Source organism: Bradyrhizobium sp., from assembly GCF_027451485.1.
Lineage (GTDB): Bacteria > Pseudomonadota > Alphaproteobacteria > Rhizobiales > Xanthobacteraceae > Bradyrhizobium.
This window is the reverse complement of the sequence record NZ_DAIDJE010000096.1, coordinates 1-23426: the sequence shown is the minus strand read 5'-3', so window position 1 is coordinate 23426 and position 23426 is coordinate 1. Positions and strand designations below refer to the sequence as shown.

At 62.3% G+C, this 23426-nt stretch carries 18 protein-coding genes; 6 read left to right on the top strand and 12 right to left on the bottom strand.

All coding sequences use genetic code 11. From position 1 onward, the window contains the following. Window positions 1–109: 109 nt before the first annotated feature. Together NEZ08_RS12730 and NEZ08_RS12725 are read right to left on the bottom strand one after the other, a co-directional pair. Window positions 110–580: a (2Fe-2S)-binding protein gene (locus NEZ08_RS12730; RefSeq protein WP_298107303.1), complete on the bottom strand. Its 471-nt coding sequence runs from the start codon at window positions 578–580 to the stop codon at window positions 110–112. A gap of 24 nt (window positions 581–604) precedes the next feature. Beyond that, complete coding sequence (locus NEZ08_RS12725) at window positions 605–1567, bottom strand: tripartite tricarboxylate transporter substrate binding protein (RefSeq protein ID WP_298107318.1); 963 nt, start codon at window positions 1565–1567, stop codon at window positions 605–607. A 239-nt stretch (window positions 1568–1806) separates the two neighbouring features. Here NEZ08_RS12725 and NEZ08_RS12720 point away from each other — a divergent pair, with 239 nt between their 5' ends. The 5 genes from NEZ08_RS12720 (at window position 1807) to NEZ08_RS12700 (ending at window position 8463) form a co-directional block, all read left to right on the top strand. Further along, complete coding sequence (locus tag NEZ08_RS12720) at window positions 1807–2874, top strand: extracellular solute-binding protein (protein ID WP_298107301.1); 1068 nt, start codon at window positions 1807–1809, stop codon at window positions 2872–2874. 19 nt (window positions 2875–2893) lie between these two features. Then, window positions 2894–4267, top strand: coding sequence for an MmgE/PrpD family protein (locus NEZ08_RS12715; RefSeq protein WP_298107299.1), 1374 nt, complete (start codon window positions 2894–2896; stop codon window positions 4265–4267). Between the two features lie 107 nt (window positions 4268–4374). Next, window positions 4375–5124: an SDR family NAD(P)-dependent oxidoreductase gene (locus NEZ08_RS12710; protein ID WP_298107298.1), complete on the top strand. Its 750-nt coding sequence runs from the start codon at window positions 4375–4377 to the stop codon at window positions 5122–5124. A gap of 63 nt (window positions 5125–5187) precedes the next feature. Continuing rightward, on the top strand, window positions 5188–7326 hold the full coding sequence (locus NEZ08_RS12705; RefSeq protein WP_298107296.1) for a molybdopterin oxidoreductase family protein: 2139 nt from the start codon (window positions 5188–5190) through the stop codon (window positions 7324–7326). Window positions 7327–7680: 354 nt separating this feature from the next. Beyond that, entirely contained in the window at window positions 7681–8463 is a 783-nt protein-coding gene (locus NEZ08_RS12700) for an enoyl-CoA hydratase/isomerase family protein (protein WP_298107294.1), read from the top strand. Window positions 8464–8575: 112 nt separating this feature from the next. On the opposite strand, the gene NEZ08_RS12695 is transcribed toward NEZ08_RS12700, so the two are convergent. From NEZ08_RS12695 to NEZ08_RS12660, 8 genes are all read right to left on the bottom strand, one after another. Continuing rightward, entirely contained in the window at window positions 8576–10261 is a 1686-nt protein-coding gene (locus NEZ08_RS12695; RefSeq protein WP_298107292.1) for an amidohydrolase, read from the bottom strand. 241 nt (window positions 10262–10502) lie between these two features. Continuing rightward, a complete protein-coding gene (locus tag NEZ08_RS12690) occupies window positions 10503–12101 on the bottom strand; it encodes a response regulator (protein ID WP_298107290.1) in 1599 nt (532 codons plus the stop codon). Continuing rightward, window positions 12098–13864: an ATP-binding protein gene (locus NEZ08_RS12685; RefSeq protein ID WP_298107289.1), complete on the bottom strand. Its 1767-nt coding sequence runs from the start codon at window positions 13862–13864 to the stop codon at window positions 12098–12100. The genes NEZ08_RS12690 and NEZ08_RS12685 overlap by 4 nt, the downstream gene beginning before the upstream one ends. Window positions 13865–13868: 4 nt before the next feature. Next, window positions 13869–14855 carry an ATP-binding SpoIIE family protein phosphatase gene (locus NEZ08_RS12680; RefSeq protein WP_298107287.1) on the bottom strand — a complete coding sequence of 329 codons (987 nt, stop codon included), beginning with the start codon at window positions 14853–14855 and terminating at the stop codon, window positions 13869–13871. Window positions 14856–14858: 3 nt separating this feature from the next. Further along, complete coding sequence (locus NEZ08_RS12675; RefSeq protein ID WP_298107285.1) at window positions 14859–15263, bottom strand: anti-sigma regulatory factor; 405 nt, start codon at window positions 15261–15263, stop codon at window positions 14859–14861. Continuing rightward, window positions 15244–15633, bottom strand: a complete 390-nt coding sequence (locus tag NEZ08_RS12670) for an STAS domain-containing protein (protein WP_298107283.1) — start codon at window positions 15631–15633, stop codon at window positions 15244–15246. The genes NEZ08_RS12675 and NEZ08_RS12670 overlap by 20 nt, the downstream gene beginning before the upstream one ends. 2 nt (window positions 15634–15635) lie before the next feature. Further along, a complete protein-coding gene (locus tag NEZ08_RS12665) occupies window positions 15636–16538 on the bottom strand; it encodes an STAS domain-containing protein (protein ID WP_298107281.1) in 903 nt (300 codons plus the stop codon). Window positions 16539–17125: 587 nt separating this feature from the next. Further along, window positions 17126–18649, bottom strand: coding sequence for an HWE histidine kinase domain-containing protein (locus tag NEZ08_RS12660; protein WP_298107280.1), 1524 nt, complete (start codon window positions 18647–18649; stop codon window positions 17126–17128). A gap of 875 nt (window positions 18650–19524) precedes the next feature. Between NEZ08_RS12660 and NEZ08_RS12655 the strand changes: the two genes are divergently transcribed. Continuing rightward, window positions 19525–22662 carry an efflux RND transporter permease subunit gene (locus tag NEZ08_RS12655; RefSeq protein WP_298107278.1) on the top strand — a complete coding sequence of 1046 codons (3138 nt, stop codon included), beginning with the start codon at window positions 19525–19527 and terminating at the stop codon, window positions 22660–22662. 48 nt (window positions 22663–22710) lie between these two features. Here NEZ08_RS12655 and NEZ08_RS12650 read toward each other — a convergent pair whose 3' ends face one another. Continuing rightward, the gene (locus tag NEZ08_RS12650) at window positions 22711–23076 is read right to left on the bottom strand and encodes a VOC family protein (protein WP_298107316.1); all 366 of its coding nucleotides are present in this window, start codon (window positions 23074–23076) and stop codon (window positions 22711–22713) included. Between the two features lie 153 nt (window positions 23077–23229). Then, on the bottom strand, window positions 23230–23426 hold a 197-nt coding region (locus NEZ08_RS12645; protein WP_298107276.1), incomplete at its 5' end, for a LysM peptidoglycan-binding domain-containing protein.

Below are 23426 nucleotides of genomic sequence, written 5' to 3'. Positions count from 1 at the left end.
GAAGGCCGCGTTTTCCATTTGGAATTCCTGGAAGGCATTTGCCGCTTGGCGCCCAGCAACTTCAAATGGGCGGCACTCGGCGGCAGGGACGGAGAGGCCGGTCTGGTTGTCATGATGTGCGCATCTCCGCTGCCGCGCGCAGCACGGCCCGTACCATGCGATTGTGTGAACCACAGCGACACAGGTTGCGATCAAGCGCGGCCTTCACCTCGGCGGTGGTCGGATTGGTGTTGCGCTTCAAGAGCGCCGCCGCGCTCATCATGATGCCGGAAAGGCAGTACCCGCATTGCAGCGCCTGTTCGGCGATGAAGGCGCGTTGCAGGGCATGCGGGTGCTGTTCGCTGCCGAGGCCTTCGATGGTGGTGACGGCCTTGTTCGCGACCGACCACAGCGGGGCGTCGCAGGACGTCAGCGCGTGATCGTCGACGAGCACCATGCAGGCGCCGCACTCGCCGGCGCCGCAGCCGAAATGCGAGCCGGTCAGGCCGAGCTGGCTGCGCAGGACAGTGAGCAAGGGCGTATCGGGATCGGCATCGATCTCGGTTTCGGCGCCGTTGAGGCGAAAACGAATGTTCGGCATTGAAAGCGAAGGATCCTGTTCTTTTTATTGGTTCCGGTCGGGAAAGGTTTTGACGACCGCGGCCCATTTCACAATATCGCCGCGCAGGAATCTGTCGAAGGCTTCCGGCGTCATCGACATCGGAACCGCGCCCTGATCCGCCCAGATCTTGACGATCTGCGGCCGCTTGATGATCTCGTTCACTGCAGTGTTGAGTTTGTCGATGATGGCCTTCGGCGTGCCCTTGGGGGCCATTAGCCCTAGCCAGATCGTGGCCTCATATCCGCTCACGCCGGCTTCTTCCGCGGTCGGCACGTTCGGCAGCGCCGCCGATCGCGTTTTGCCGGTGGTGGCGAGCGCGCGCACCTGGCCCTGGATGACGTTCGGGGCCATCGTGGTCACGGAATCGATCATCATCTGCACCTGTCCGCCGATGACGCCGCTCCGCGCTTCTCCGCTGTTGCGATAGGGCACATGGACGACATTGATCCCCGTCATGGTTTTGAACAGTTCGGCGGCCATGTGATAGGGCGTGCCGGTGCCGGAGGACGCGTAGTTCAGTTTGCCCGGCTGGGACTTCGCCAGCGCGATGAATTCCTTCAAGGTGGTCGCGGGCACTGAAGGGTGCACGACGATCACAAGGTCGGCAATATTGATCGGCGCGATCGCGACCAGATCGCGCATCAGTTCGTACTTGCGCGCCGGCATCAACGATTCATTGGCCGTCTGGGTGTTCGACATCAACAGCAGGGTGTAGCCGTCGGGTGCCGACTTCACGGCCTCCTGCGTGCCGATGACGGCGCCGGCGCCGGGACGATCCTCGATCACGAAAGGTTGTTTGAATTCTTCCTGCAGCGCATCGCCAAGCACGCGCGCGGTCACGTCGGCCGGTCCTCCGGCCCCAAAGGGAACGATGATCCGCACTGCGTGGGTCGGATAATCCTGCGCACGCAGTTGGATCGGTGTAAAAGCCTGCGCCGCCACGAAAGCCGCAGCCACCGCTGCGATGCGCGGAGCGCTCCGGCGCGCTGTCGTCCTCTTGTCAGTGAGCCTCAACGCTTCACTCCCTCTGCCCATTGTCCGTCGGGCCTTTCAGGTCGGTGTTTTGGCGCGAATGCCGGGTCAAGTCCAGCAATCCGGGTGATGGACTTGCGCTTTTGGTGCGGAATAAAATAGCAATGGTCAGGTGGCTCAGTCTCGCCGCTACGCCGGCCTCGTCGGCCCATCAAAAATGAATCAGGGAAGAAATGAAAAGCACAAGGATTTCCCGCCGGCAGGCGCTCGGAATCGCCGGTGGTCTCGCGGTGGGAGCCACATTCTCCACCCGCGTTAAGGCGGAGGCGCCGCCGTCCGAGGCGATCACGCCGGCGCTGATCGAGGCGGCGAGGAAGGAAGGCCAGGTCGTCTACTACACGTCGGTCGATCTGCCCGTCGCGGAGAAGCTGGCGAAGGCGTTCGAAGCCAGATATTCCGGCATTTCCGTGCGGGTCGAGCGCACCGGCGCCGAGCGCGTGTTTCAGCGCATCGGGCAGGAATATTCCTCCGGCATTCACGCGGTCGACGTCGTGAATTCGTCCGATGCCGCGCATTTCATCGTCTGGAAGCGGGACGGCCTCCTCGCAGCCTTCGTGCCCGAGGATGTGGCGAAATTCTATCCGCCGGAGCAGTCGGACCCGGACGGCCAGTTTGCAAGCTGGCGCGTGTGGCTCTCCATCATCGCCTACAACACGTCCATGGTTCGGAGTGAGGATGCGCCGAAAAGCTTCGCCGATCTGCTCGATCCGAAATGGAAGGGCAAGATCGTCAAGGGCCACCCCGGCTACAGCGGCACCATCATGACCGCGACGTATGAATTGCAGCGCGATCTCGGCTGGACCTTCTTCGAAAAACTCGCCAGGCAGAACGTGATGCAGGTGCAGTCCTCGGCCGATCCGCCGAAGAAGCTTGAACTCGGCGAGCGCTCGGTGATGGCCGACGGCAACGAGTACAATATCCTTCAGCTCAGGGATGCCGGACGTCCGGTCGAGCCGGTCTATGCCAGTGAGGGCTCGCCGATGATCGTCGGCCCGAACGGCATCTTCAAGGCCGCGCCGAATCCGAATGCAGCAAGACTGTTCCAGTCGTTCTGTTTCACGCGCGAGGCGCAACAGCTCATCGTCGATGTCGGAGGCTTGCGCTCGCTGCATCCGCAGGCCAAGGAGAAGCCGAGCTGGATTCCCTTGAAGGACATCAAGACCCTCAAGGATGATGCGGCCGCCGTCGAACAGCAAAGCGCCGGCATCAAGCAGCGCTACACCCGCATCTTCCGCGTCTGAATGCCCTCGAGAGACGGCCATGACTGCCGAACTGCCGAAAATATCCGTCGCTGAGACGCTGGCAGCCAAGATCACGGCGCTCAAGGCCGGCGTGCTGCCGGAATCCACGGCGCGGAAATGCGAAGACCTGCTGATCGATGTGGTCGGTCTTTGCGTCACCGCACGCAACGAAAATTACGTCGGGGCGGCACTCGCAGGCTGCGACGACGACGGCCCCTGTACCGTGATTGGTCACGCGCGCACATTGACGGCTTCGGGCGCAGCCTTCGTCAACGGCACTGCCGCGCATGGCGAGGATTTCGACGACACCTTCGAAGGCGGGCCGGTGCATGCGGGCGCGGTGATCGTGCCCGCGGTCCTGGCTGCCTGCGAGCGCCATCATCCGGAGGGAAAAAGCGTGCTGACCGGTATTGCGGTCGGCACCGAAGTGCTCTGCCGTCTCAGCCTCGTGGTGCCGAAGGCGGTGCATAATGCCGGCTTTCATCCGACAGCGATTTTCGGCGCGATGGGAGCGGCCGCCGGCGTCGGCGCGGCGCTGGGGCTCGACGGGAGACAGATCGTCGATGCGCTCGGCATAGCCGGCAGCATGGCGGGCGGCATTATCGAATATCTCGCCGAGGGCGCCTGGACCAAGCGGATGCATGCCGGCTGGGCGGCGCAGTCGGGCCTTCGCGCAGCGCTGCTGGCGAAACAGGGCTTTGTCGGCCCGCGCACCGTATTCGAGGGCGTGCATGGGCTGTTCCATGGTTTCGCCCATGCGACCGACGGCGACTACGAGGCACTTGTGGGCGATTTCGGGACCCGCTGGGTCACCGATACCCTGGCGTTCAAGCCGTATCCCTGCGGGACCATGGCGCAGCCCTATATCGATTGCGCCCGGCGGCTCGCAGCGAGGGGCATCAGGGCCGAAGATGTGGAAGCGATTCTGTGCGAGGTCGCCGAAGGCACGGTCCACCGGCTGTGGGAGCCCTTGGCTGACAAGCAGCGCCCGCGCAACGGCTATGCCGCGAAGTTCGCCGTGCCTTATCTGCTTGCCTCTGGCTTTGTGCATGGCGGCGTCGGCCTCGGCGCGTTCACCGAAAGCGCGATTCGCGACGAACGCGTGCTCGCGCTCGCGGCCAAGGTGAAATTCGTCATCGATCCGGATAATCCCTACCCGAACAACTATACCGGCCATATCAAGGCGACGCTGAAAGACGGAAGTGTCGTCGAGGAGCGGCAGCCTCACCTGCGCGGCGGGGCGCAGGAGCCGCTGACGCGGCAGGATGTCGTCGACAAGTTCGCGCTCAATGTCCAGCATGGCGGCTGGAGCAGGTCGCAGGGCGACGTAGCGCTGAAATTGCTCGCGGGCCTTTATGACGGGAAATTCGATTTGAGCGCGTTACGTCGTTGAACACTGTCATGGCCGGGCTCTCCCCGGGAGCCCATGTCTTGTTCTTCGACCTGAGGATGTGGATGGCCGCGCAAGGCCGGGCATGAAGAAGGGAGGGAAAAAAACCTATGGGCGAACTCATCGGCAAGGTCGCGATCGTGACGGGTTCAGGCCGCAACATCGGCCGCGCCATCGCGCTGGCGCTGGCCGATGACGGCGCCTCCGTCGTCGTCAATGCGCGCAGCAATCGTGATGAGGCCAGGGCGGTCGCGCGTGAAGTCGAGACGGTCGGCTCAAGGGCCCTGAGCCATGTCGGCGATATTGCCGACCCCGACGCGGTGCAGGCGATGGTCGATATGACGGTCAGCGAGTTCGGCCGCGTCGACATCCTCGTCAACAACGCGGCCCTGCGGCGGGAAAAGCCCTTTGCCGAGATGACCTATGCCGATTGGCGCGAGGTGATGAATGTCATCCTCGACGGCACCTTCCACTGCGTGAAGGCGTGCCAGCCGCATTTGAAGAAGAGCGGGGCAGGGACCATCGTCAATCTCGGCGGCCTCAGCGCCCATACCGGCGCCAGGGACCGCGCCCATGTGGTCACCGCGAAGGCCGGCATCATCGGTTTCACCCGCGCGCTGGCTCACGACCTGGCACCGGATGGAATCACCGTCAATTGCGTCGTGCCCGGCATCATCGGCACGCCGCGCCCGAAGAACACCCCGGAACCCGCCCACCACCTGATCCACCGCACGATTACGGGCGAGCGCGGCCACCCTGAAGATGTCGCGGCTGCCGTGCGCTTCCTGTGCAGTCCGGCCGCGCGTTACATCAACGGCCAGGCGATCCACGCCAATGGCGGGGTTTATTTGGGTGCGTAAAAGGCATGGCTTGCTCGGCATTTATGCTGGCGAACCAGATTTTTGGTGATAACCATTGGACGCATGAACCAGCACGCCAAGATCGAGGTTCCGCCTCCGCAGGGCAAGATCGCCATCCGGCATTCGACTTGCCCGCATGATTGCCCCTCGGCCTGCGCGCTCGACGTCGAGGTGATCGACGGCACGTCAATCGGGCGCGTTCGCGGCTCGAAGGTTCAGCCCTACACGGCGGGCGTCGTCTGCGCCAAGGTCGCGCGCTATGCCGAGCGCATTCATCATCCGGAGCGGCTGACGCATCCGATGTTCCGCATGGGTGCGAAGGGATCCGGCAAGTTCGGACGGATTTCCTGGGACGATGCACTGGACGAGATCGCCGGCCGCTTCGACGCGGCCGAGCGCGAGTTCGGCGCGGAATCGGTCTGGCCCTATTACTATGCGGGCACCATGGGCATCGTGATGCGCGACGGCATCAACCGCCTCGCTCACGTGAAGAAATACTCCCGATTCTATTCGACCATCTGCTCGACCATTGCGCGCGTCGGCTTTGCCGCGGGCACCGGCAGGATCGCCGGCGTGGATCCGCGCGAGATGGGCGTCTCCGACCTCGTCGTGATCTGGGGCACCAATCCCGTGAACACCCAGGTCAACGTGATGACGCATGCGATGCGCGCGCGCAAAGAGCGGGGCGCCAGGATCGCCGTCGTCGACGTCTATAACAACGAGACGATGAAGCAGGCCGATATCAAGATCCTGCTCAGGCCCGGCACCGACGGCGCATTCGCCTGCGGCGTCATGCATGTGCTGTTCCGCGAAGGCTATGCCGATCGCGAATACATGAATCGCTACACCGATTGCCCGAGCGAGCTTGAAGCGCATCTGAAGACGCGCACGCCCGAATGGGCGTCGGCGATTTGCGGCGTGCCGGTGGATGAGATCGAAGCCTTTGCGCGGCTGGTCGGCCGGACCAAGCGGGCGTATTTCCGCCTCGGCTACGGCTTTACCCGCAGCCGCAACGGCGCAGCGCAGATGCACGCGGCGCTGTGCATCCCGGCGGTGACCGGGGCCTGGCAGTACGAGGGCGGCGGCGCCTTCTTCAACAACTTTGCGCTCTGGAAATTCGATGAGTCGATCGTCGAGGGTCACGACGCGATCGACGCCTCCACGCGCCGGCTTGACCAGTCGAAGATCGGCCGCATCCTCACCGGCGATCCGGCAGCGCTCCACAACGGCCCGCCGGTCAAGGCGATGCTGATCCAGAACACCAACCCGATGACGGTGGCGCCGGAGCAGGCGCTGGTCCGCCGGGGCTTTGCCCGCCAGGACCTGTTCGTCGCGGTGCACGAGCAGTTCATGACCGAGACGGCGCAGATGGCCGACATCGTGCTGCCGGCCACGATGTTCATCGAACACGACGATCTCTATTACGGCGGCGGCCACCAGCATATTTCCGTCGGCGCCAAGCTGATCGAGCCGCCCGGTGAATGCCGCTCCAATCACGAGGTGCTTCAGGGGCTCGCCAGGCGGCTAAAGATTTCCCATCCCGGCTTTGCGATGTCGCCGCGCGAACTGATCGACGCCACCTTGCGCAAGAGCGGCCATGGCGGCATCGCCGGGCTCGAGGCCGATCTGTGGCGCGATCTCCAGCCGGATTTTCGCACCTCGCACTATCTCGACGGCTTTGCGCACCAGGACGGTAAATTCCACTTCAAGGCGGATTGGGCCAACGTGCCGCTCGGCAATGCGGGCATGATGGGTGCATGGGACAAGATGCCGTCGCTGCCCGATCACTGGGCCGCGATCGAGGAGGCGGACCAGGCGCATCCGTTCCGGCTGGCGACCAGCCCCTCGCGCAGCTTCCTCAACACGACCTTCAACGAGACGCCGTCCTCGCAGGCGCGCGAGGGTGCGCCCAGCGTGATGATCCATCCCGACGACGCGGCAGCGCTCGGCATCGAGGATGGCGATGCCGTCACGCTCGGCAATCCGCGCGGGCAGACCACGCTGACCGCGAGACACTTCGACGGCGTGCGGCGCGGCGTGCTGATCGCGGAATCCATCCATCCGAACAAGGCCCATATCGGTGGTAAGGGCATCAACATGCTGACCGGCGCCGAAGCGGTCGCTCCGTTCGGCGGCGCGGCCTTCCACGACAACAAGGTCTGGGTGAAGAAGGCGGACGCGGAGGCGATTCCGACGCCCTAGTACCGCCGATCTGAAGTCCCTGCACCACAATCGGCGAATTCGATCAGGGACTTCAGATCGATAAAGCGGTACTCGAATCAGTAAATCAGCTGGTGCCCATGACTTTCCGAAGTTCGTGAAAGTGGGTGCTGAGGTGTAACACGAACTCCGGAAAGTCATGGGCACCAGGACCGCCTTCTTGGCCCATCCCCGAAGAGGGCGCTTGCCCGCCTCCTTCGGGATGAGGTCTTGCCCCATAGTGATGAGGCGCGCCAAGCGGTATCTCGAACCGTGAGGCCCCCGCGGACCAATCCACTCCCACTTCAGCGGGTCCTGCTCTATGGTTTGACCGAAACAACACGCGGACAACGACCCATGACCGACACTTCAAGCGTCCTCACTGAAAAGCGCGACAGCACACTTTGGATCACTATCAACCGCCCGGAGAAGCGCAACGCCATCAATGCCGACGTCATCGCCGGCATCGCCCGCGGCTACCGCATTGCGCATGATGACGCGAACGTGCGCGTGATCGTGCTGACCGGCGCCGGTGAGAAGGCGTTCTGTGCGGGCGCGGACTTGCAGAACACCGGCGGGGCGTTCGCGCAGGATTTTTCCAAACCCAATGTCGAGTTCGCCGATCTTCTGCGGCTGTCGCAGAACGCGACCAAGCCTGCGATCGCGCGGGTCAACGGCGTCTGCATGGCCGGCGGCATGGGGCTGCTTTGCATGACCGACATGGCGGTCGCCTCGGAGCAGGCGATCTTCGGCCTGCCGGAGGTGAAGGTCGGCGTGTTTCCGATGCAGGTGTTGAGTCTGCTGCAGGGAATCGCGCCGCGGCGGATTGTTAGCGAATGGGCCATCACCGGCGAGCCGTTCGATGCCAGGACTGCGCAAGCGGCGGGATTGTTGAATTACGTGGTGCCGCAGGCCGAACTCGATTCCAAGCTGGAATGGCTGACGGGCCGCATCACCGACAAGTCGCCGACCGCGATACGGCGCGGCAAGTACGCCATGCGCGCGATCGCCTCGATGTCGTTCGACGAGGCGATCGCCTACACCGAAAGCCAGATCGCGTTGACCGCGATGACCGAGGACGCCAGGGAAGGCCTCAAGGCCTTTGCCGAAAAGCGCAAGCCGGTGTGGCCGGGCAAGTGATTTCAGACAGCCTTGCTCGTCATTCCGGATGCGCCGAAAGGCGCAGGCCCGGAATGAGAATGCACAACAAATTTCGATCGCATTGTCCCGCGGTCCTCACGATTCTGTACAACTACTCATAGCCCGCCGCGCGATAGACCTCACGGCCGCCGACCCAGGTCGATAGCGCTTTCATATCGCGGATGGCTTGCGGCTTCACCGTGAGGAAGTCGTCGGTCAGCACGGCAAAGTCGGCGAGCTTGCCGGGTTCGATCGAGCCGCGCGTCTTTTCCTCGCCGATCAGCCTGGCGTAATTGATCGTGACCAGCCGAAGCAGCAGCGGCCGCGAAGCGATCTTCTGGTCCTCGCCATACACGCCGTCCGAAATCGTGTCGCGACTTGCCATGTGGTAGAGATTCCAGAACGGGTTGAACGGCACGACCGGGCTGTCGGTGCCGCCGGCGACCAGCAGGCCGGCATCGAGATAGGTTTTCACCGGCGTCACTTCGTGTGCGATCTCCCAGCCCCAGTATTTCTTGAGCACCGGCGCCGCGAGGTAAAGGTGATCCTGCGCCGAGACCGCGATATCGAGCTCTTTCAAACGGGCAACCTGCCCGGGCCGCGAGACGAATGCGTGCTCGACCGACCAGCGCTTGCCCTTGATGGAGGCGTCCTTGTCGGCCGCCGCATAGGCGTCGAGCACCTCGTCGAGTGCGGCGTCGCCGACGGCATGCGTGATGACGTGCCATCCGTCGCGATTCAGTTCGCGCACCACCTCGGTGTAGGCCGCAGGCGGCGACACCGTCAGGCCGGTGAACGTCCCGCCCTTGCCATAGGGTTCGAGATAGGGTTTTGAGAGGTGACCCCCTTCGAAGCCGCCATCGACCATCAGCTTGACGCCATCGACCTTGACCCAGTCGTCACCTTCGTCCTGATGGGTCCCCCAGGATTGGATCGCCTTGCGCGCGGCCTCCGCCGAACGCAGCGAAAAGCCGGGCATGTAGACGGTCCAGCGCAGCGTCAGCTTTGCTTCCGCCTCCGCCTGCTTCATCAGGTGATAGGCCTCGATCATGTTGCCCCTGTATGCGCCGGGGATGCGGACCGCCGTCATGCCGTAGGGCGCGAGCGCCTTCTGGGTGTTCAGAATGTCTTCCATGCTGACCGGCTTCGGCGGCGGCAGCGTGACCAGCTTTTTCGCTTCATCGAACAGTTCGCCGGTCAATTCGCCGGAAGCATTGCGGCTGATCTGTCCGCCCGCCGGCACAGGCGTGTCCCTCGTGATGTTCCATTTCTTGAGCGCGGCCTGATTCAGGATGTATTCGTGGCCGCCGCGCACCAGCACCACGGGTTTGCCGGGCGCGGCCTGCTCGAGCTCATCGGCGGTCGGCAGCCGCTGCTCCTTCAGCTGTGCCTCGTGCCAATCGGAGTTGGAGACGACCACCGTGCCGGCCGGTGCGCTGGCTGCCGCATTGGCAACCGTCGTCAGGAGCTCGCCGAGCGAGCGCACGTGGCTGAGATCGACGCCGGAGCCGCCGCCTTCATTGTGGAAGTGATCGTCGGTGATACCCGGCGACACAAAGTGGCCCTTGAGATCGACCACCCTGGTTTGCGCCCCCACATAGCGGTGCATCTCTCCGTCGGATCCGGCCGCCACGAAGCGATCGCCCTTGATCGCAAAACCCTGCACCACCTGGTCGCCGCCGTCCGCCGTAAAGACCTTGCCGTTGATGAAAACGACGTCCGCGGGGGCAGGGGACTGCGCTTGCGCGGCTGCGGCAGCGAATGCCAGGGCAACAGCGATCGCAAGTCGTAGCTTCATGGCATCGTCTCTTCTTTGTTTGTTCGTTGACAGTCACGCAAGGGAGCCGGGCTTCTGACGGCGTTCACCTTGCCTTGTCCGATCATGGCGGGCAAGACGCGTCATGAAGACGCAAAGGCGCATTCGCGCCGCGCAAACCGCGCCCGGGTGTTGCTCAACGTCTCTCGACAGGAGGGCGCTCGGAATGCCGGTGATCAGCCTTACCCGCTGATGTCCTGATTCTGAGAGCGACCCGGTCGCGTCAATGCGAGGCCGGCGCATCCAGCGATGTGCGAACCGCGGCCACAAATTCGGCCGGAAGAAATGGCTTCCGCAACAGCGCTATCTTCCCGACCGCCTTCTCGATCGCGGAGGTGTCGGAATAGCCGCTGACAAACAGAATCCGAAGGCTTTGATCGACGGCCCTCGCGCTTGCGGCCACCTCGGCGCCACTTAAACCTGGCATTCCGAAGTCGATCACCATCAAATCCGGACGGTTGTTCTTCAGGATATCGAGCGCGGAAGCGCCGTCGCCGGCTTCCCTGACCTGATAGCCGAAATCAGACAAAACTCCCGACATGATCTGTCGGACGTCCGGATCGTCATCCACGATCAGAATGGACTCCGAGCCACGTGGCACCGCGCTGGATTCGAAACTTTCATTCGCAGCCATCGCGCGGGCTATCGGCAGCGCTATATTGACCCGGGTGCCCTTGCCGACCTCGGTGTTGATCGTCACGTCTCCGCCGATCTGCCGGACAACGCCGTAGACCTGCGACAGCCCCAGACCCGTCCCCTTGCCCGGCGGTTTGGTCGTGAAGAACGGATCAAAGGCCCGCGCTGCGATGTCGGGCGGCATTCCCACGCCCGTGTCCGCAACACAGACAACCACGCGCTCCTTCGCGCTGTCTTGCTGAGTGGAGATCGTAAGCGTACCGCCGCCGACCATCGCATCGCGGGCGTTAATCGACAGATTGAGAATGGCGAGTTCGAGCTGATTCCGGTCGGCAAGCGCATGAGGCAGATCGGCCTGCAGTCTTGTTTCGACCTTGACTTCGGCTCCCAGCGTTTGGTTGAGAAGTTCGAACATGCCGGCAATCAGGGCGTTCAAATCCACCGGTGCCGTCGCCAGCTTTTGCGTTCGCGAGAACGCGAGAAGTTGTGCGGTCAGCTTCGTTCCGCGCTCGGCCGCCTTGAAGGCATGCTCGGCCTGCCGGGCGATCCGCGCGTCGGTCGCGCGCGTGCGAATCAGGTCGAGGTTGCCAACGACCGCCGTCAGAAGATTATTGAAGTCATGTGCCAGCCCCCCGGTGAGCTGACCGATAGCCTCCATCTTTTGCGACTGAACGAGAGCTGCTTCGGCTCGTTCCCGCTGCTCCATTTCGTGCTTCAGCTTTTCATTCGAAGCCTCGAGTTCGGCGGTCCGGTCTTTCACGCGCTGGTCAAGCGTCGCGTTGAGCGCGCGCATGCTGTCTTCGGCCTTTCGGATCCGAAGCATTGCATTGACTGCTGCCGCCAGTTCGAGCGGCTCGGCCGGCTGAACGAGGTAGGAGTCCGCGCCGGAATCGAGTCCGCGCGTCCGATGCGGTGAAGTCGTGAATGTCGAGGAGGTCATCAAGACCATGACCTCAGGCCATTTCTTCTTGATGAAGGAGCAGACGTCGTAGCCCGTGATGTCCGGCAGTTCAACGTCGAGCAGAACAATCGGAGGCTTTTCCGATTCGACCAGTCGCAACGCTTCGGCGCCGGTGCGCGCTTCAATCACCTTGAAACCGCATTCCTGCAGATCCCGCGTTTTGACGTAACGCGGCGCATCCTGATCGTCGACGTTGAGGAGGACGATATCGTTGCTCCCGGTCACGGCGCCCCCATTGTCGCATCGCGAAGGAACAGCGAAACGTTGTCACGGGAGATGGTGTTTTTCGAAATGACGCGCGTCCCTGCCGGCAGGCGGGCCTTCAGCTCGGCGTTGACGTTCAACGAAGTCGACACGATGACCGGCGTCACGCTGGTCCGGCTGTCGGCATTAAGCTCCTGCAGAACCGTGAAGCCATCCATTGTCGGCATTTGCAGGTCGAGAATGATGACGTCCGGCTTTTGCTCGCGCGCTGCCTTGAGGCCGACGTCGCCATCAACGGCTTCGATATATTCGTAACGAGGCTCGTTGCCGATGATCTGGCGCATGACGTAACGGAACGTCTCGTCGTCGTCGATCAGGAGAACCCGCTTGCGGCCGCTGTTCGACGGGCGCTGGGCACGAGAGGGGTCGCCGCGCTCGGGCGGGATCGAAAGGGTGAAAACGGAGCCTTGGCCCGGCACGCTTTCGAGGGTCAATTCGCCCCCCAGCAGTTCGGCCAGCGAACGAGACAGCGGCAAGCCGAGGCCCGTGCCCTTCACCCGTCTCTGAAGTCTGGTGTCGACCTGGGAAAATTCCTCGAAAATCCGCGCATGGTCCTGCGGCGCTATGCCGATGCCGGTATCCCGAACCGACAGATTGATCCGTTCTCTTTCCGCATCAAAGGTCGCCGAAACCCGAACTTCGCCTTGCTCGGTGAATTTCAGGGCGTTGGAAATGAGATTACGCAAAATTTGCGTGACCTTTGCTTCATCGGTGAACAGGTTCGGGACCTTGTCGGGGATGTCGAAGATCAGCTCGACCGCCGGGCTGGTCAAAAGCGGCCGCAGGGCACCTCGGAGGCTGCCGAACAGTTCGCCCACCGTGAAGGCGCTTGGCTTGATGTCGGCCTTTCCGGCCTCCACCTTTGCGAGGTCGAGCAAGTCATTGACGAGTTCAAGCAGGCTCTCGGCTGAGCGGCGGATGTAGCCGACCTGTCGTTCCTGTTCAGGCGTCAAATCGCCATCGATGCGATCGAGCAGAAGCCGTGACAACGCCAGCACCGAGTTGAGGGGCGTGCGAAATTCGTGACTCATGTTCGAGAGGAATTTCGTCTTGAGTTCGCTCGCCTGCCGCAGCTGCTCGGCCCGCTCGTCGAGTTCGGCATACAGCGCGACCACACCGCGGTTCGTGTCGCTCAGTTCCTGATCGAGCTGCTTGCTCTCATCATCTTTTCGACGCAGCTCGTCCAGGCTTTGCATCAACTCGCGATTTTGCTGTCGAAGGACCTCCAGCGGGTCTGACGAGCTGTCTTTCTTGAGGGTTGCCGCAATGTCGGCCAGTTTGGCGCGGGTCACCGGTGCGGCGCGTTGCGGCAGAACCTGACCAATCTGCACCGCCGTGCCTTTGCCCGATCTGGATTCTATCGAGAAATGATCCATCAGGCGGCGCGCGCCGAGAATCCCGAGTCCCATCCCGCTCTTGGACCGGTACTGGCCGTCGAGGATTGTCTGGACATCTGCAATCCCCGGTCCCTTGTCCGAGATCTTGACGTAGAAAGTTTGAGGGGTCGACGCAGGATCCAGAATGAATTCGGCGCGGCCGCCTCCTGCGTAGCTGAACGCATTTCTGGCCAGCTCCGAAACCGCGGTCGCTATTCGCGTTTGATCCTGACGTTCAAAGCCCAGCAACTCAGCGAGGCGATGCGCGCGCTGACGCACCGTCACGACATCGGCCTCGTTTTCAATCGGTACCGTAACGATCGGCCATAGTTTTGCATTCGCCGCCATGGCGTCACCACTTGGCTACCAGGACCGTAGCATCGTCGCGATGCCGTGTCAGGTCTCGGTAAAGGACGGCCGCGATCAGCGTTGGATGCCGCGCCGCGAGGTTGGGGTACCGCTCGAGGGTCCAGCTGGATGCGATCCCGTCCGAATGAAGGATAACGAGTCCGCCCGTAAACGGATATTCGAAGGCCTGGATCTTGCGCGCGTTGTGACCTGCAGTTCCGGGCATCGATACCATGCGCCGGAGTTCTCCGTTGGTGGAGAGCACGCCTGCCACATTACCTATTCCTGAGTAGATGATCTTGCCCGACCCGGGCTGGAAGCGGGCGATCGAGACTGCGGCTCCCCGGGTGGCGCGCAGCCCGCCATGGATATATTCGAGCAACACGGGCACGCGATGGCCGCCGAACCGGTGAAGAAGCCGCACGGCTTCGACAGCCGCTTCCGCGGCCTCGGGTCCATGACCCAGGCCGTCAGCGACCAGCAGCGTGGTTTCTTCCGGACCGACCGACAGGCCCCAGGAATCCCCGCAAACATCTTGGCCCGTCTTGGGAACCGAGACGGCGCCGATCGCGCTCGTGTCCGCGTGAGCCTCGGGCCGCCGGCCGCTCTTGATGCGGGCGAGGACTGCGGTTCCGTTTCCCGGCCAGGACGCGATGTCGACGAAATGGGATTGGCGGACGATGGCGCCGAGACCATTGCCGGCCGTTCCGGCTGTCGAATGTCCGTCGGTCACGCTGGCAGCAACGTTCGATATCCCGACGCCCTTGTCGAGGGCGATCAATTCGATGCCGGTATCCGGACCTTCGCCATAGACGCCGACCAGGATTTCACCGCCATTTCCATGCTTGAGAATATTGGTGGCAAGCTCGGTCGCGACGAGGGCCACTCGCCCACGATCGGCTTCGGCAAATCCCTGGCGCCCGGCCAAGTCGCTTGCGCTCCGTCGCGCCTCCGCGACTTGGCTTTGGTCCTGCACAGCGAGGCTGATCATCGGTTACTTCCAACGCGCAATGACAACTTTCGTGCCTTCGCCTGGCTGCGAATGAATTGAGAATTCGTTCGAGAGCCGTTTGGCGCCACCTAACCCCAGCCCCATACCCTTGCCGGACGTGAAGCCGTCCTTCATTGCGGCCTCGACGTCAGGAATGCCGGGGCCCTTGTCTTCAAACGTCAGCCGCAGCCCGCGACGCGCGGAAGCTTCCACCAGTTCCGCCAGAACGAAGCCGCCACCGCCGTAGTCAAGCGTGTTGCGGGCCAGTTCGCTGGCCGCAGTGATGATCTTGGTCTGGTCCACCAGACCCAGCCCCGCTGCCAGCGCCATGGTGCGCGTCAGCTGACGGACCCGCACGACGTCGTCCGACGAGCGGATATCGAGCCGCTCAGTCTTCAGCGTCGTCATCGTCCTCGTCCGACGTCTTGAGTCGGGCCTGGATCAGGGCCATCCCGCGTTCGACGTTGAGGGCCGTCTTGACGCCGGCCAAGGACAGTCCCAGCTCGACCAGGGTGATCGCCACGGCCGGCCGCATGCCGACGACGACCGTTTCAGCGTCGAGAATGCGCGAGACCGCCGCGATGTTATCGAGCATTCGGCCAATGAAGCTGTCCACGATTTCCAGCGCGGAAATGTCGATGAGAACGCCTTTGGCGCCGTGTTCGACGATCTTGCTGGTCAGGTCCTCTTCCAGCGCGGTCGCGAGACGGTCGTGCATGTCGACCTGAATGGTCACCAGCAACGCATTCCCGAACTTCAGGATTGGAATGCGATCCATCGTTACTGGCCCTTTTCAGCGGACATCTTGTTTTGCCCGGAGGCCGGGGTCGCTTTCTTCAGCCGGGTTACGGCGCGCCCGGTTCGTTCGAGCGCCAACGCGAGCGCGTCGGCCAGTGTTGCTTTCGAAATGACATTCAGTTCGACACCCAGATGAACCATGGTTTGGGCAATCTGGGGACGAATGCCGCTGATGATACAGTCGGCGCCCATGAGCCTTGCAGCGGCAACCGTTTTCAGCAGGTGCTGGGCGGTCAGGGTATCGACTGTGGGCACGCCGGTGATGTCGATGATGGCGATTTCCGCTTCCGTTTCCACGACCGTCTGGAGCAGATTTTCCATCACGACCTGTGTTCGCTGGCTGTCAAGGGTGCCGATCAAGGGCAGGGCAAGGATGCCGTCCCAAAGCTTCACGACGGGAGTCGACAGCTCCGCGATTTCGCGTTGCTGGCGAACGATGACCTCCTCGCGACTTTTCTGGAAAACCTCGAGCGTGTACAGACCGAGCTCATCGAGCAGGAGGGTCACCGACCAGGTCAGTTCGGCCGCCTGGGCCGGTGAAAGCGTTGTATTGCGATTCAAGACATTGAAGATCGGCTGCTTGAGCGAAAATACGAAGGTGGCGGTCTCGCTCGGTGAAAAGCCCTGAAGCGCGCGCGAGCGAGAGACGTCTGCAAGCATTTGCTTCGCCGGTCCGTAGGCTGAATTGGAGACCTCGCTGCCGCCCCGGCTCAACCCGTCGCGCAGCAAATGCAGGAACTCTCGTGATTGCGAAGCGAGTTCGTTTTCGGTGATGCGGCCCGTTTGCAGGCTGCCGGCTTTCTTCTGCAATTCGATCCATTCGGGCAGAATGGTCTGTTCGTTGCTGCCGACCAACTCGGCCACGTTGCCTGTATTCACAGCCACTGTTACTCGCTCCTCAAGATTCAGCAGAAAAGAGTTGTCCATCGCCTAAGGCCGTTGCAGAGGCCCGAAGCGTTTAACGAACGAATTCTCATCCGGCACGAAGACGCTGCTCCCGCTCCCCTTGGGAGGGTCGCGAGCACGACTCACGGCCAAGCAGCGCCTGTCGCAGAAACAGTGCAGACAGGCACAGCTTTGGTTGGGGCAATCGAACGGAACCTGCCGAGAAATCGCTGGCAAAGCCAGCAATTTAATTTTTGAGCCGGAAGGAACCAATCGGCTTAACGCTGCGTGGGGGCGTCTGGCCGGTGCCACTTCGGCCGGCGCAGTTCAACTGACGGATCGCGGAACTTCGACGTTGAATTGACGTTAAGCAGCCCGATGTATCCCTGCTGTCCAACATGCAATCGTCCGATGGCGGCCGAGTCGCTTAATCATTTCAAGTGCGAGCCCTGTCGCGAAATCGTTCGCTTCTTTGACGTCGTCGCCAGCCGCTTCAAACCACCGCGGCCCGGCTGGGCGCCGAAGGCAACGGATATGGCATAATCCTCACATGGCGAGCTGCATCGAACGCATCGAGGCGGCCGTGCTCAAGACAGCAGACGATCCAACGGAACGGTCAGGCTGAGGACGAGGCCCTCTGGTCGCCACTCGTATTCGATCGTGCCGCCAAGCTGGCCAATACTGCGATCGATGAGTATGTGGCCAAAACCGCCGGCTTGCGGCGGCGCGGCGATCGCGGGGCCGCCAATCTCCTCCCACTTGAGCTGAAGGTTGCCGGCCTGCGCCTCCCATCGGACGCGGACGGAGCCGTTCGGCTCCGACAGCGCGCCGTACTTGGCCGCGTTCGTTGCAATCTCGTGCAGAGCCAGGGCAAGGCTTGTCACAGCCTGTGTGCCGACAGGCAGATCAGGTCCGCTGACCACAAAGCGTTGCCGGCCGTCGCGATCATCATAGGGCAGCAAAATCGTTCTCACGACTGCATCCACCGTCGTCCGCTCGTTGTGTGCTTCTGCACCCATGATGCCCGGACGTATGAGATCCTTGGCTTGCATGAGAGCATCCAGCCGGCCTCTTAGCGACTGAGCCATCTCCTGAGGCGTTCGAGCTGAACGTGCGCTCAGACTGATAATGCCGTGGAAGATCGCGAACAGATTCTTGACGCGATGGTTCGTTTCCTGCGCAAGCAACCGTTGACGCTCTTGGGCTTCTTTCTGGCTGGTTATGTCCACCACCACGCCGGTGAAGCGGGACGGTTTGCCATCATCGCCGAACAGGCACTCGCCACGAGCCTCCACCCAACGGGTGGATACTCCCTTTGGAAGCAGACGGTATTCCTGGACGTATCTTTCGCCGGTGGCGATGGTTTGGCTTACCGCTTTGCCAATTCGGTCCACGTCCTCGGGATGAATGCCCGCTAGATATTCCGCCCAAGGTGCGCCCTGCTTGGCCTTGAGCGGAGCAATGGAGAACATCTCCGCCAGGCGGGCATCAGAATACAATGTATCCGACTGCACATCCCAGTCGAAGGTGCCCACCATTCCAGAAGCATTCAGAGCCTGGCTCAGCCGCTCCTGCGCTTTGGCCAATTCCCGAAGGGCGACAACCCGCTCGGTCGTCTCGCTCACGATGCAGAGAACGCCGCCGACCGCATTCCCCGCGTCGCGTATGGGCGAGTAGGAGATGTCGAAATACACATTTTCCGGATAGCCGTGCCTCTCGATGTAAAAGAGCCGATCCTTGGCGTACAAGGTCTCGCCGGTTTCAAGAACCTGCCGCAGCAGCGGTTCGAGATCGTCCCACAGCTCCGTCCAGCTTTCCCTGGCCGGCAGACCCAATGCCCTCGGGTGCTTGTCGCCGATAGTCGGAGCGTACGCGTCGTTGTAGAAGGCTATGAATTCCGGCCCCCAGAACAGCACGATCTGCGCCTTTGCGGGCAGCATAAGGCTGATCGCGCTCTTCAGTGACGCAGGCCACCCGGCGATCGGCCCGAGAGCTGTCTTGGACCAGTCGAGCGCACGGATCAATGCGTCCATCTCGCCGCCACCAGGCGGGAAGGCATCGTCGCGTTGAATCGGTGCGGTCTTACGGCCGGGATCGGGTATGACGCTCACTGAGCTCCTCTTCGTAGCGCTCATAAGGCGATGCCCAACTGTTCACAAAGGAAGAGCGAGGCCGAGCGGAAGGACGCCGCTCCGAAAGCGATATGCGTCTGCGCACAAGGCGAACCGATCCCGGTTTGCTCGGAACGACGTCGCATTCGGATTCCCTCTTGCAGCGGGCGAAAGCGCAACCGGCGTTCTCATCACCGAGAGATGCCAACGGACCGTGCGGTGACGAAATTAATACTGAACGTTCCATCGAGGGAACGCCAGCTGATTTTTTCAGCTTAGGAGAATCTTGCGGAACGGCTCAACTTACTCAAAAGGCTTCCGGCGATAGCCGATGGAAGCGGGCAGTCGATCGCTTGGTCCACAAGTAGACTGTTCTTCGGAATACGATCTTTTTTACCGTCCAGCGCATGGGAGCAGGCGATGCCGCTGAGCCGAAAAGAGCGCCTCACGCCTGCGCGCCAAAGAACAGGTTTGGCGCGTTCTCGATAGCGGGCTGCTCGAAGCGCGTGAAGCCTGTTTCGCCGAACGATTCTTCCAGGCCTGCCGGCCGCCGCGGGTGCCCGGGAGGGTCGATCCGAAGTCCCTGATCGAATTCGCCGCTGGTGCTGGGACTTCAGACCGGCGGTGAGGGCCAGGCCCCGGCCGTCCTGCCCTCGTCAGAGGTGAAGTATGGAACCCGCCCCTTACGAATGTCGAATGATGGCACCGGCGTTTCGGTTCGCAAGCCGCAGCGGAATCGGTATGCTGCCGGCCGACCAGGGGTCTCGGATTCACCGGGAGCCGGCGGGCAGGTCGAGGAAACGGACGTTCGTGCGCTGCGGGCATAACTCCCGGCTTTTGGGAAGGAATGCGCCCGGCCTTTGCGAGGTCTGGGCATGATCGAAGGAATTTCGGCACCGTTTATCCGCTTTCCGATCGGCACTTCGTTGCTGATGGCAGGCATCCTGTTCATCGGTCTGGTCTCCTATCCTCTGTTGCCCGTCGCGCCGTTGCCGCAGGTCGACTTCCCGACCATCCAGGTCAATGCGAGCCTGCCCGGCGCGAGCCCCGAAACCATGGCCTCGTCGGTGGCGCAGCCGCTGGAACGGCAGATGGCGCAGATCCCCGGCATCGCGCAAATGACCTCGACCAGTTCGCTTGGGTCGACGGCGGTCACGATCCAGTTCGACCTCAACCGCAACATCGATGCCGCGGCCAACGACATCCTTGGCGCGATCAATGCCGCGGGCGGTCAGCTGCCCAAGAATCTGCCGTCGCCTCCGACCTATCGCAAGGTCAATCCGGCGGACGCGCCGATCATGCTGTTGTCGGCGACCTCGGACACGGTGCCGCTGATCCAGCTGAGCGATGCGATCGACGTCCAGCTCGGTCAGCAGATCAGCCAGATTTCCGGGGTGGCCCAGGTGTACATCGGCGGCCAGCAGAAGCCGTCGATCCGGATCCAGGTCGATCCCGCCAAACTGGTCGCCAAGGGCCTGTCGCTCGAGGACGTGCGCAACCAGATCGCGATGAATACCGTCGACAGCCCGAAGGGCAACATCGACGGACCGCAGCGGGCCTATACGATCTACGCCAACGACCAGCTGCTCGAGGCTGACAAGTGGAACGACGTCATCATCGCGTATCGCGACGGCGCGCCCTTGCGGATTCGTGATATCGGCAGGGCCGTCGCGGCACCCGAGGACATGAAGCAGGCGGCCTGGGCAGACGGCAAGCGCGGCGTGTTCCTCGTCATCTTCAAGCAGCCCGGTGCCAACGTCATCGACACCGTCGACAAGATCAAGGCGCAGCTGCCTCGCCTGGTGGCGGCGATTCCGCCCGCGATCAAGATCAAGATCATCAGCGACCGCACGCTGACGATCCGTGCCGCGGTCGAAGACGTGCAGATCACGCTCCTGATCACGATCTTGCTCGTCATCATGGTGATCTTCATCTTCCTGCGCAGCTTCTGGGCGACCGTCATTCCCGCCGTCACCGTTCCGCTGGCGCTGCTCGGCGCCTGCGCGCTGATGTGGGTGTTCGGCTATACCCTCGACAATCTGTCGCTGATGGCACTGACGATTGCGGTCGGCTTCGTGGTCGACGACGCCATCGTGATGCTGGAGAACATCACGCGCTACGTCGAGGAGGGTGAGAGCCCGCTGGCGGCGGCATTCAAGGGTGCGAGCGAGATCGGTTTCACCATCGTCTCGATCAGCGTGTCACTGGTCGCGGTCCTGATCCCGCTGCTCCTGATGGGGGGCGTCATCGGCCGGCTGTTCCGTGAATTCGCCGTGACGCTGGCCATGGCCATCTTCGTGTCGATGATGGTGTCGCTGACGTTGACGCCGATGATGGCCTCGCGCTTCCTGCGCGCCCACAGCGAGATCCGGCACGGCCGGTTCTACCAATGGAGCGAACGCCTGTTTGATCGGATGCTGCGCTCCTACGAGCGCGGCCTCGATCTGGCGCTTGACTGGAGCAGGACGACGCTTGTCATCTTCTTCGTTACCGTCGGGCTTTCCGTCTACCTCTTCACGATCATCCCGAAGGGCTTTTTTCCGCAACAGGATAACGGCTTTCTGACCGGAGTTTCCGAAGCGTCGCAGGATATCTCGTTTGAGGCAATGAAGCGGCACCAGGTGGAGCTCAACAACATCGTTCAGGCCGATCCCGCTGTCGAAAGCATCGCAATGTTCATTGGCGGCGGCGGCACGGCGCTCAATTCGGGGCGATTGTATATCACGCTCAAGCCGCACGATCAGCGTGACGCCGACGCCCAGCACATCATCGCGCGGCTCAGGCCGAAGCTTGCCAAGGTCGAGGGCGCAAAACTCTATATGCAGGCCTCGCAGGACGTCCGCCTCGGCGGCCGCGCCACGCGAACGCAGTTCGAATTCACGCTGCAGGATGCCAATCTCGACGAGTTGAACCATTGGGCGCCGACAATCCTGGCCAAGATGAAGACGCTGCCGGAATTGCGCGACGTCGCAACCGACCAGCAGACCGAGGGAACGACCCTGCAACTGGAAATCAATCGTGACACCGCCGCGCGCTACGGCATCACCCCGCAGCTTATCGACGACACGCTCTACGACGCGTTCGGCCAGCGCCAGGTCACGCAGTATTTCACCCAGCTCAACAGCTATCATGTGATCGAGGAAATCCTGCCCGAGCTGCAGGGCAAGATCGACTCGCTCGACAAGATCTATATCCGATCCCCGACCAGCAATGCGCAGGTGCCGCTATCGGTCTTCTGCAAATGGACCAGCGTGCCGGTGCGGCCGCTCGCCATCGCCCACCAGGGGCAGTTTCCTGCCGTCACCATCAGCTTCAATCTCGGTCAGGGGGTTGCGCTCGGACAGGCGACCAGCGCCGTGCAGGCCGCGATGGCCACCATGGGCGCGCCGGCGACGCTGAGCTCGAGCTTTCAGGGAACAGCGCAGGCATTCCAGCAGTCGCTGGGCACGGTGCCGCTCCTGATCCTTGCTGCCCTGGTCGTGGTCTATCTGATCCTTGGCATCCTCTATGAGAGCTACATCCATCCGCTGACGATTCTTTCGACATTGCCGTCGGCCGGCGTCGGCGCGCTGATGATCCTGATGGCCTTCGGCTTCGACTTCAGCCTGATTGCTCTCATCGGAATCATTCTGCTGATCGGCATCGTCAAGAAGAACGGCATCATGATGGTCGACTTCGCAATTGCCGCGGAACGGGATGAGCATCTTACGCCGCAGCAGTCGATCCGGCAGGCCGCCATTCTGCGCTTCCGTCCGATCATGATGACCACGATGGCGGCGCTGCTCGGCGGCGTACCGTTGATGCTCGGCACCGGCACTGGATCGGAGATCCGCCAGCCCCTCGGTTACGCCATGGTCGGCGGCCTGCTCGTCAGCCAGGCCCTGACACTGTTCACGACGCCGTTGGTCTATCTCTATCTCGATACGTTTTCCAACGCGCTGTCGCGCTGGACCGGGAGCAGGAGACCTGAAGAGTCCGAGTCGAAACACGACATCAGACCCGCGGCGGAATAGCGACACCTCTGTCGAAGCCGCGCCGGAGCATTTGCACCTCAGGCAAACTCACCGCATTTCGGCCAGCAGCTTCGCAAAGCTGAGTTCGTGGCCGTCCGGATCGGTTAGATGAAAATAGCGTTCGCCCCATTCGGCATCGCAGGGCGCGGTCGACGGCCTGTGCCCGGCGGCCAGCGCTCTCTCGTAGAGCGCATCGACATCGCTGACATGGAAGATGATGCGGCCCCACCATGACCACTGCTTTTCGTCGCTCGCTGCGATCAGATTGAGAAAGCCGCCCCCGGCGCGAAAGCTGGTGAAGGACGCGCTTTCGCCGCCATGGACGATCGCGAATCCGAGCGAGAGATAGAATCGCACTGCGCGCGGCATGTCGTGCGTGGCGAGCGTAACGGCACTGATCGTTTCGATCACGATGAACACCTGTGAATGCGAGGAACGAGTTCGCTTCTACAATGGACCGCCGGGCCGATCGTTGCAGGACTGCTGGCTGCTGCTCGCTTTTGCTCATCCCGCAGCGATGATGATGCTCACGTCGGCCGTGACGCGCGTGCAGGCGGACGTTTTCCTTCAGTCGCCCTTCCTGGGGAGAACGAGGGTCTGCCCGGGATAGATGAGATTTGGATTCCGAATCTGTCCTCGGTTTGCCTGGTACACGAGCGCGTAGCGTGAGCCGTCGCCGTAAATGATGCGGCTGATGCGCCAGAGGCTGTCGCCGTGGGACACGATCTTGCTCGAGACCGCGCGGCCAGCGGCCGGCGCGGATG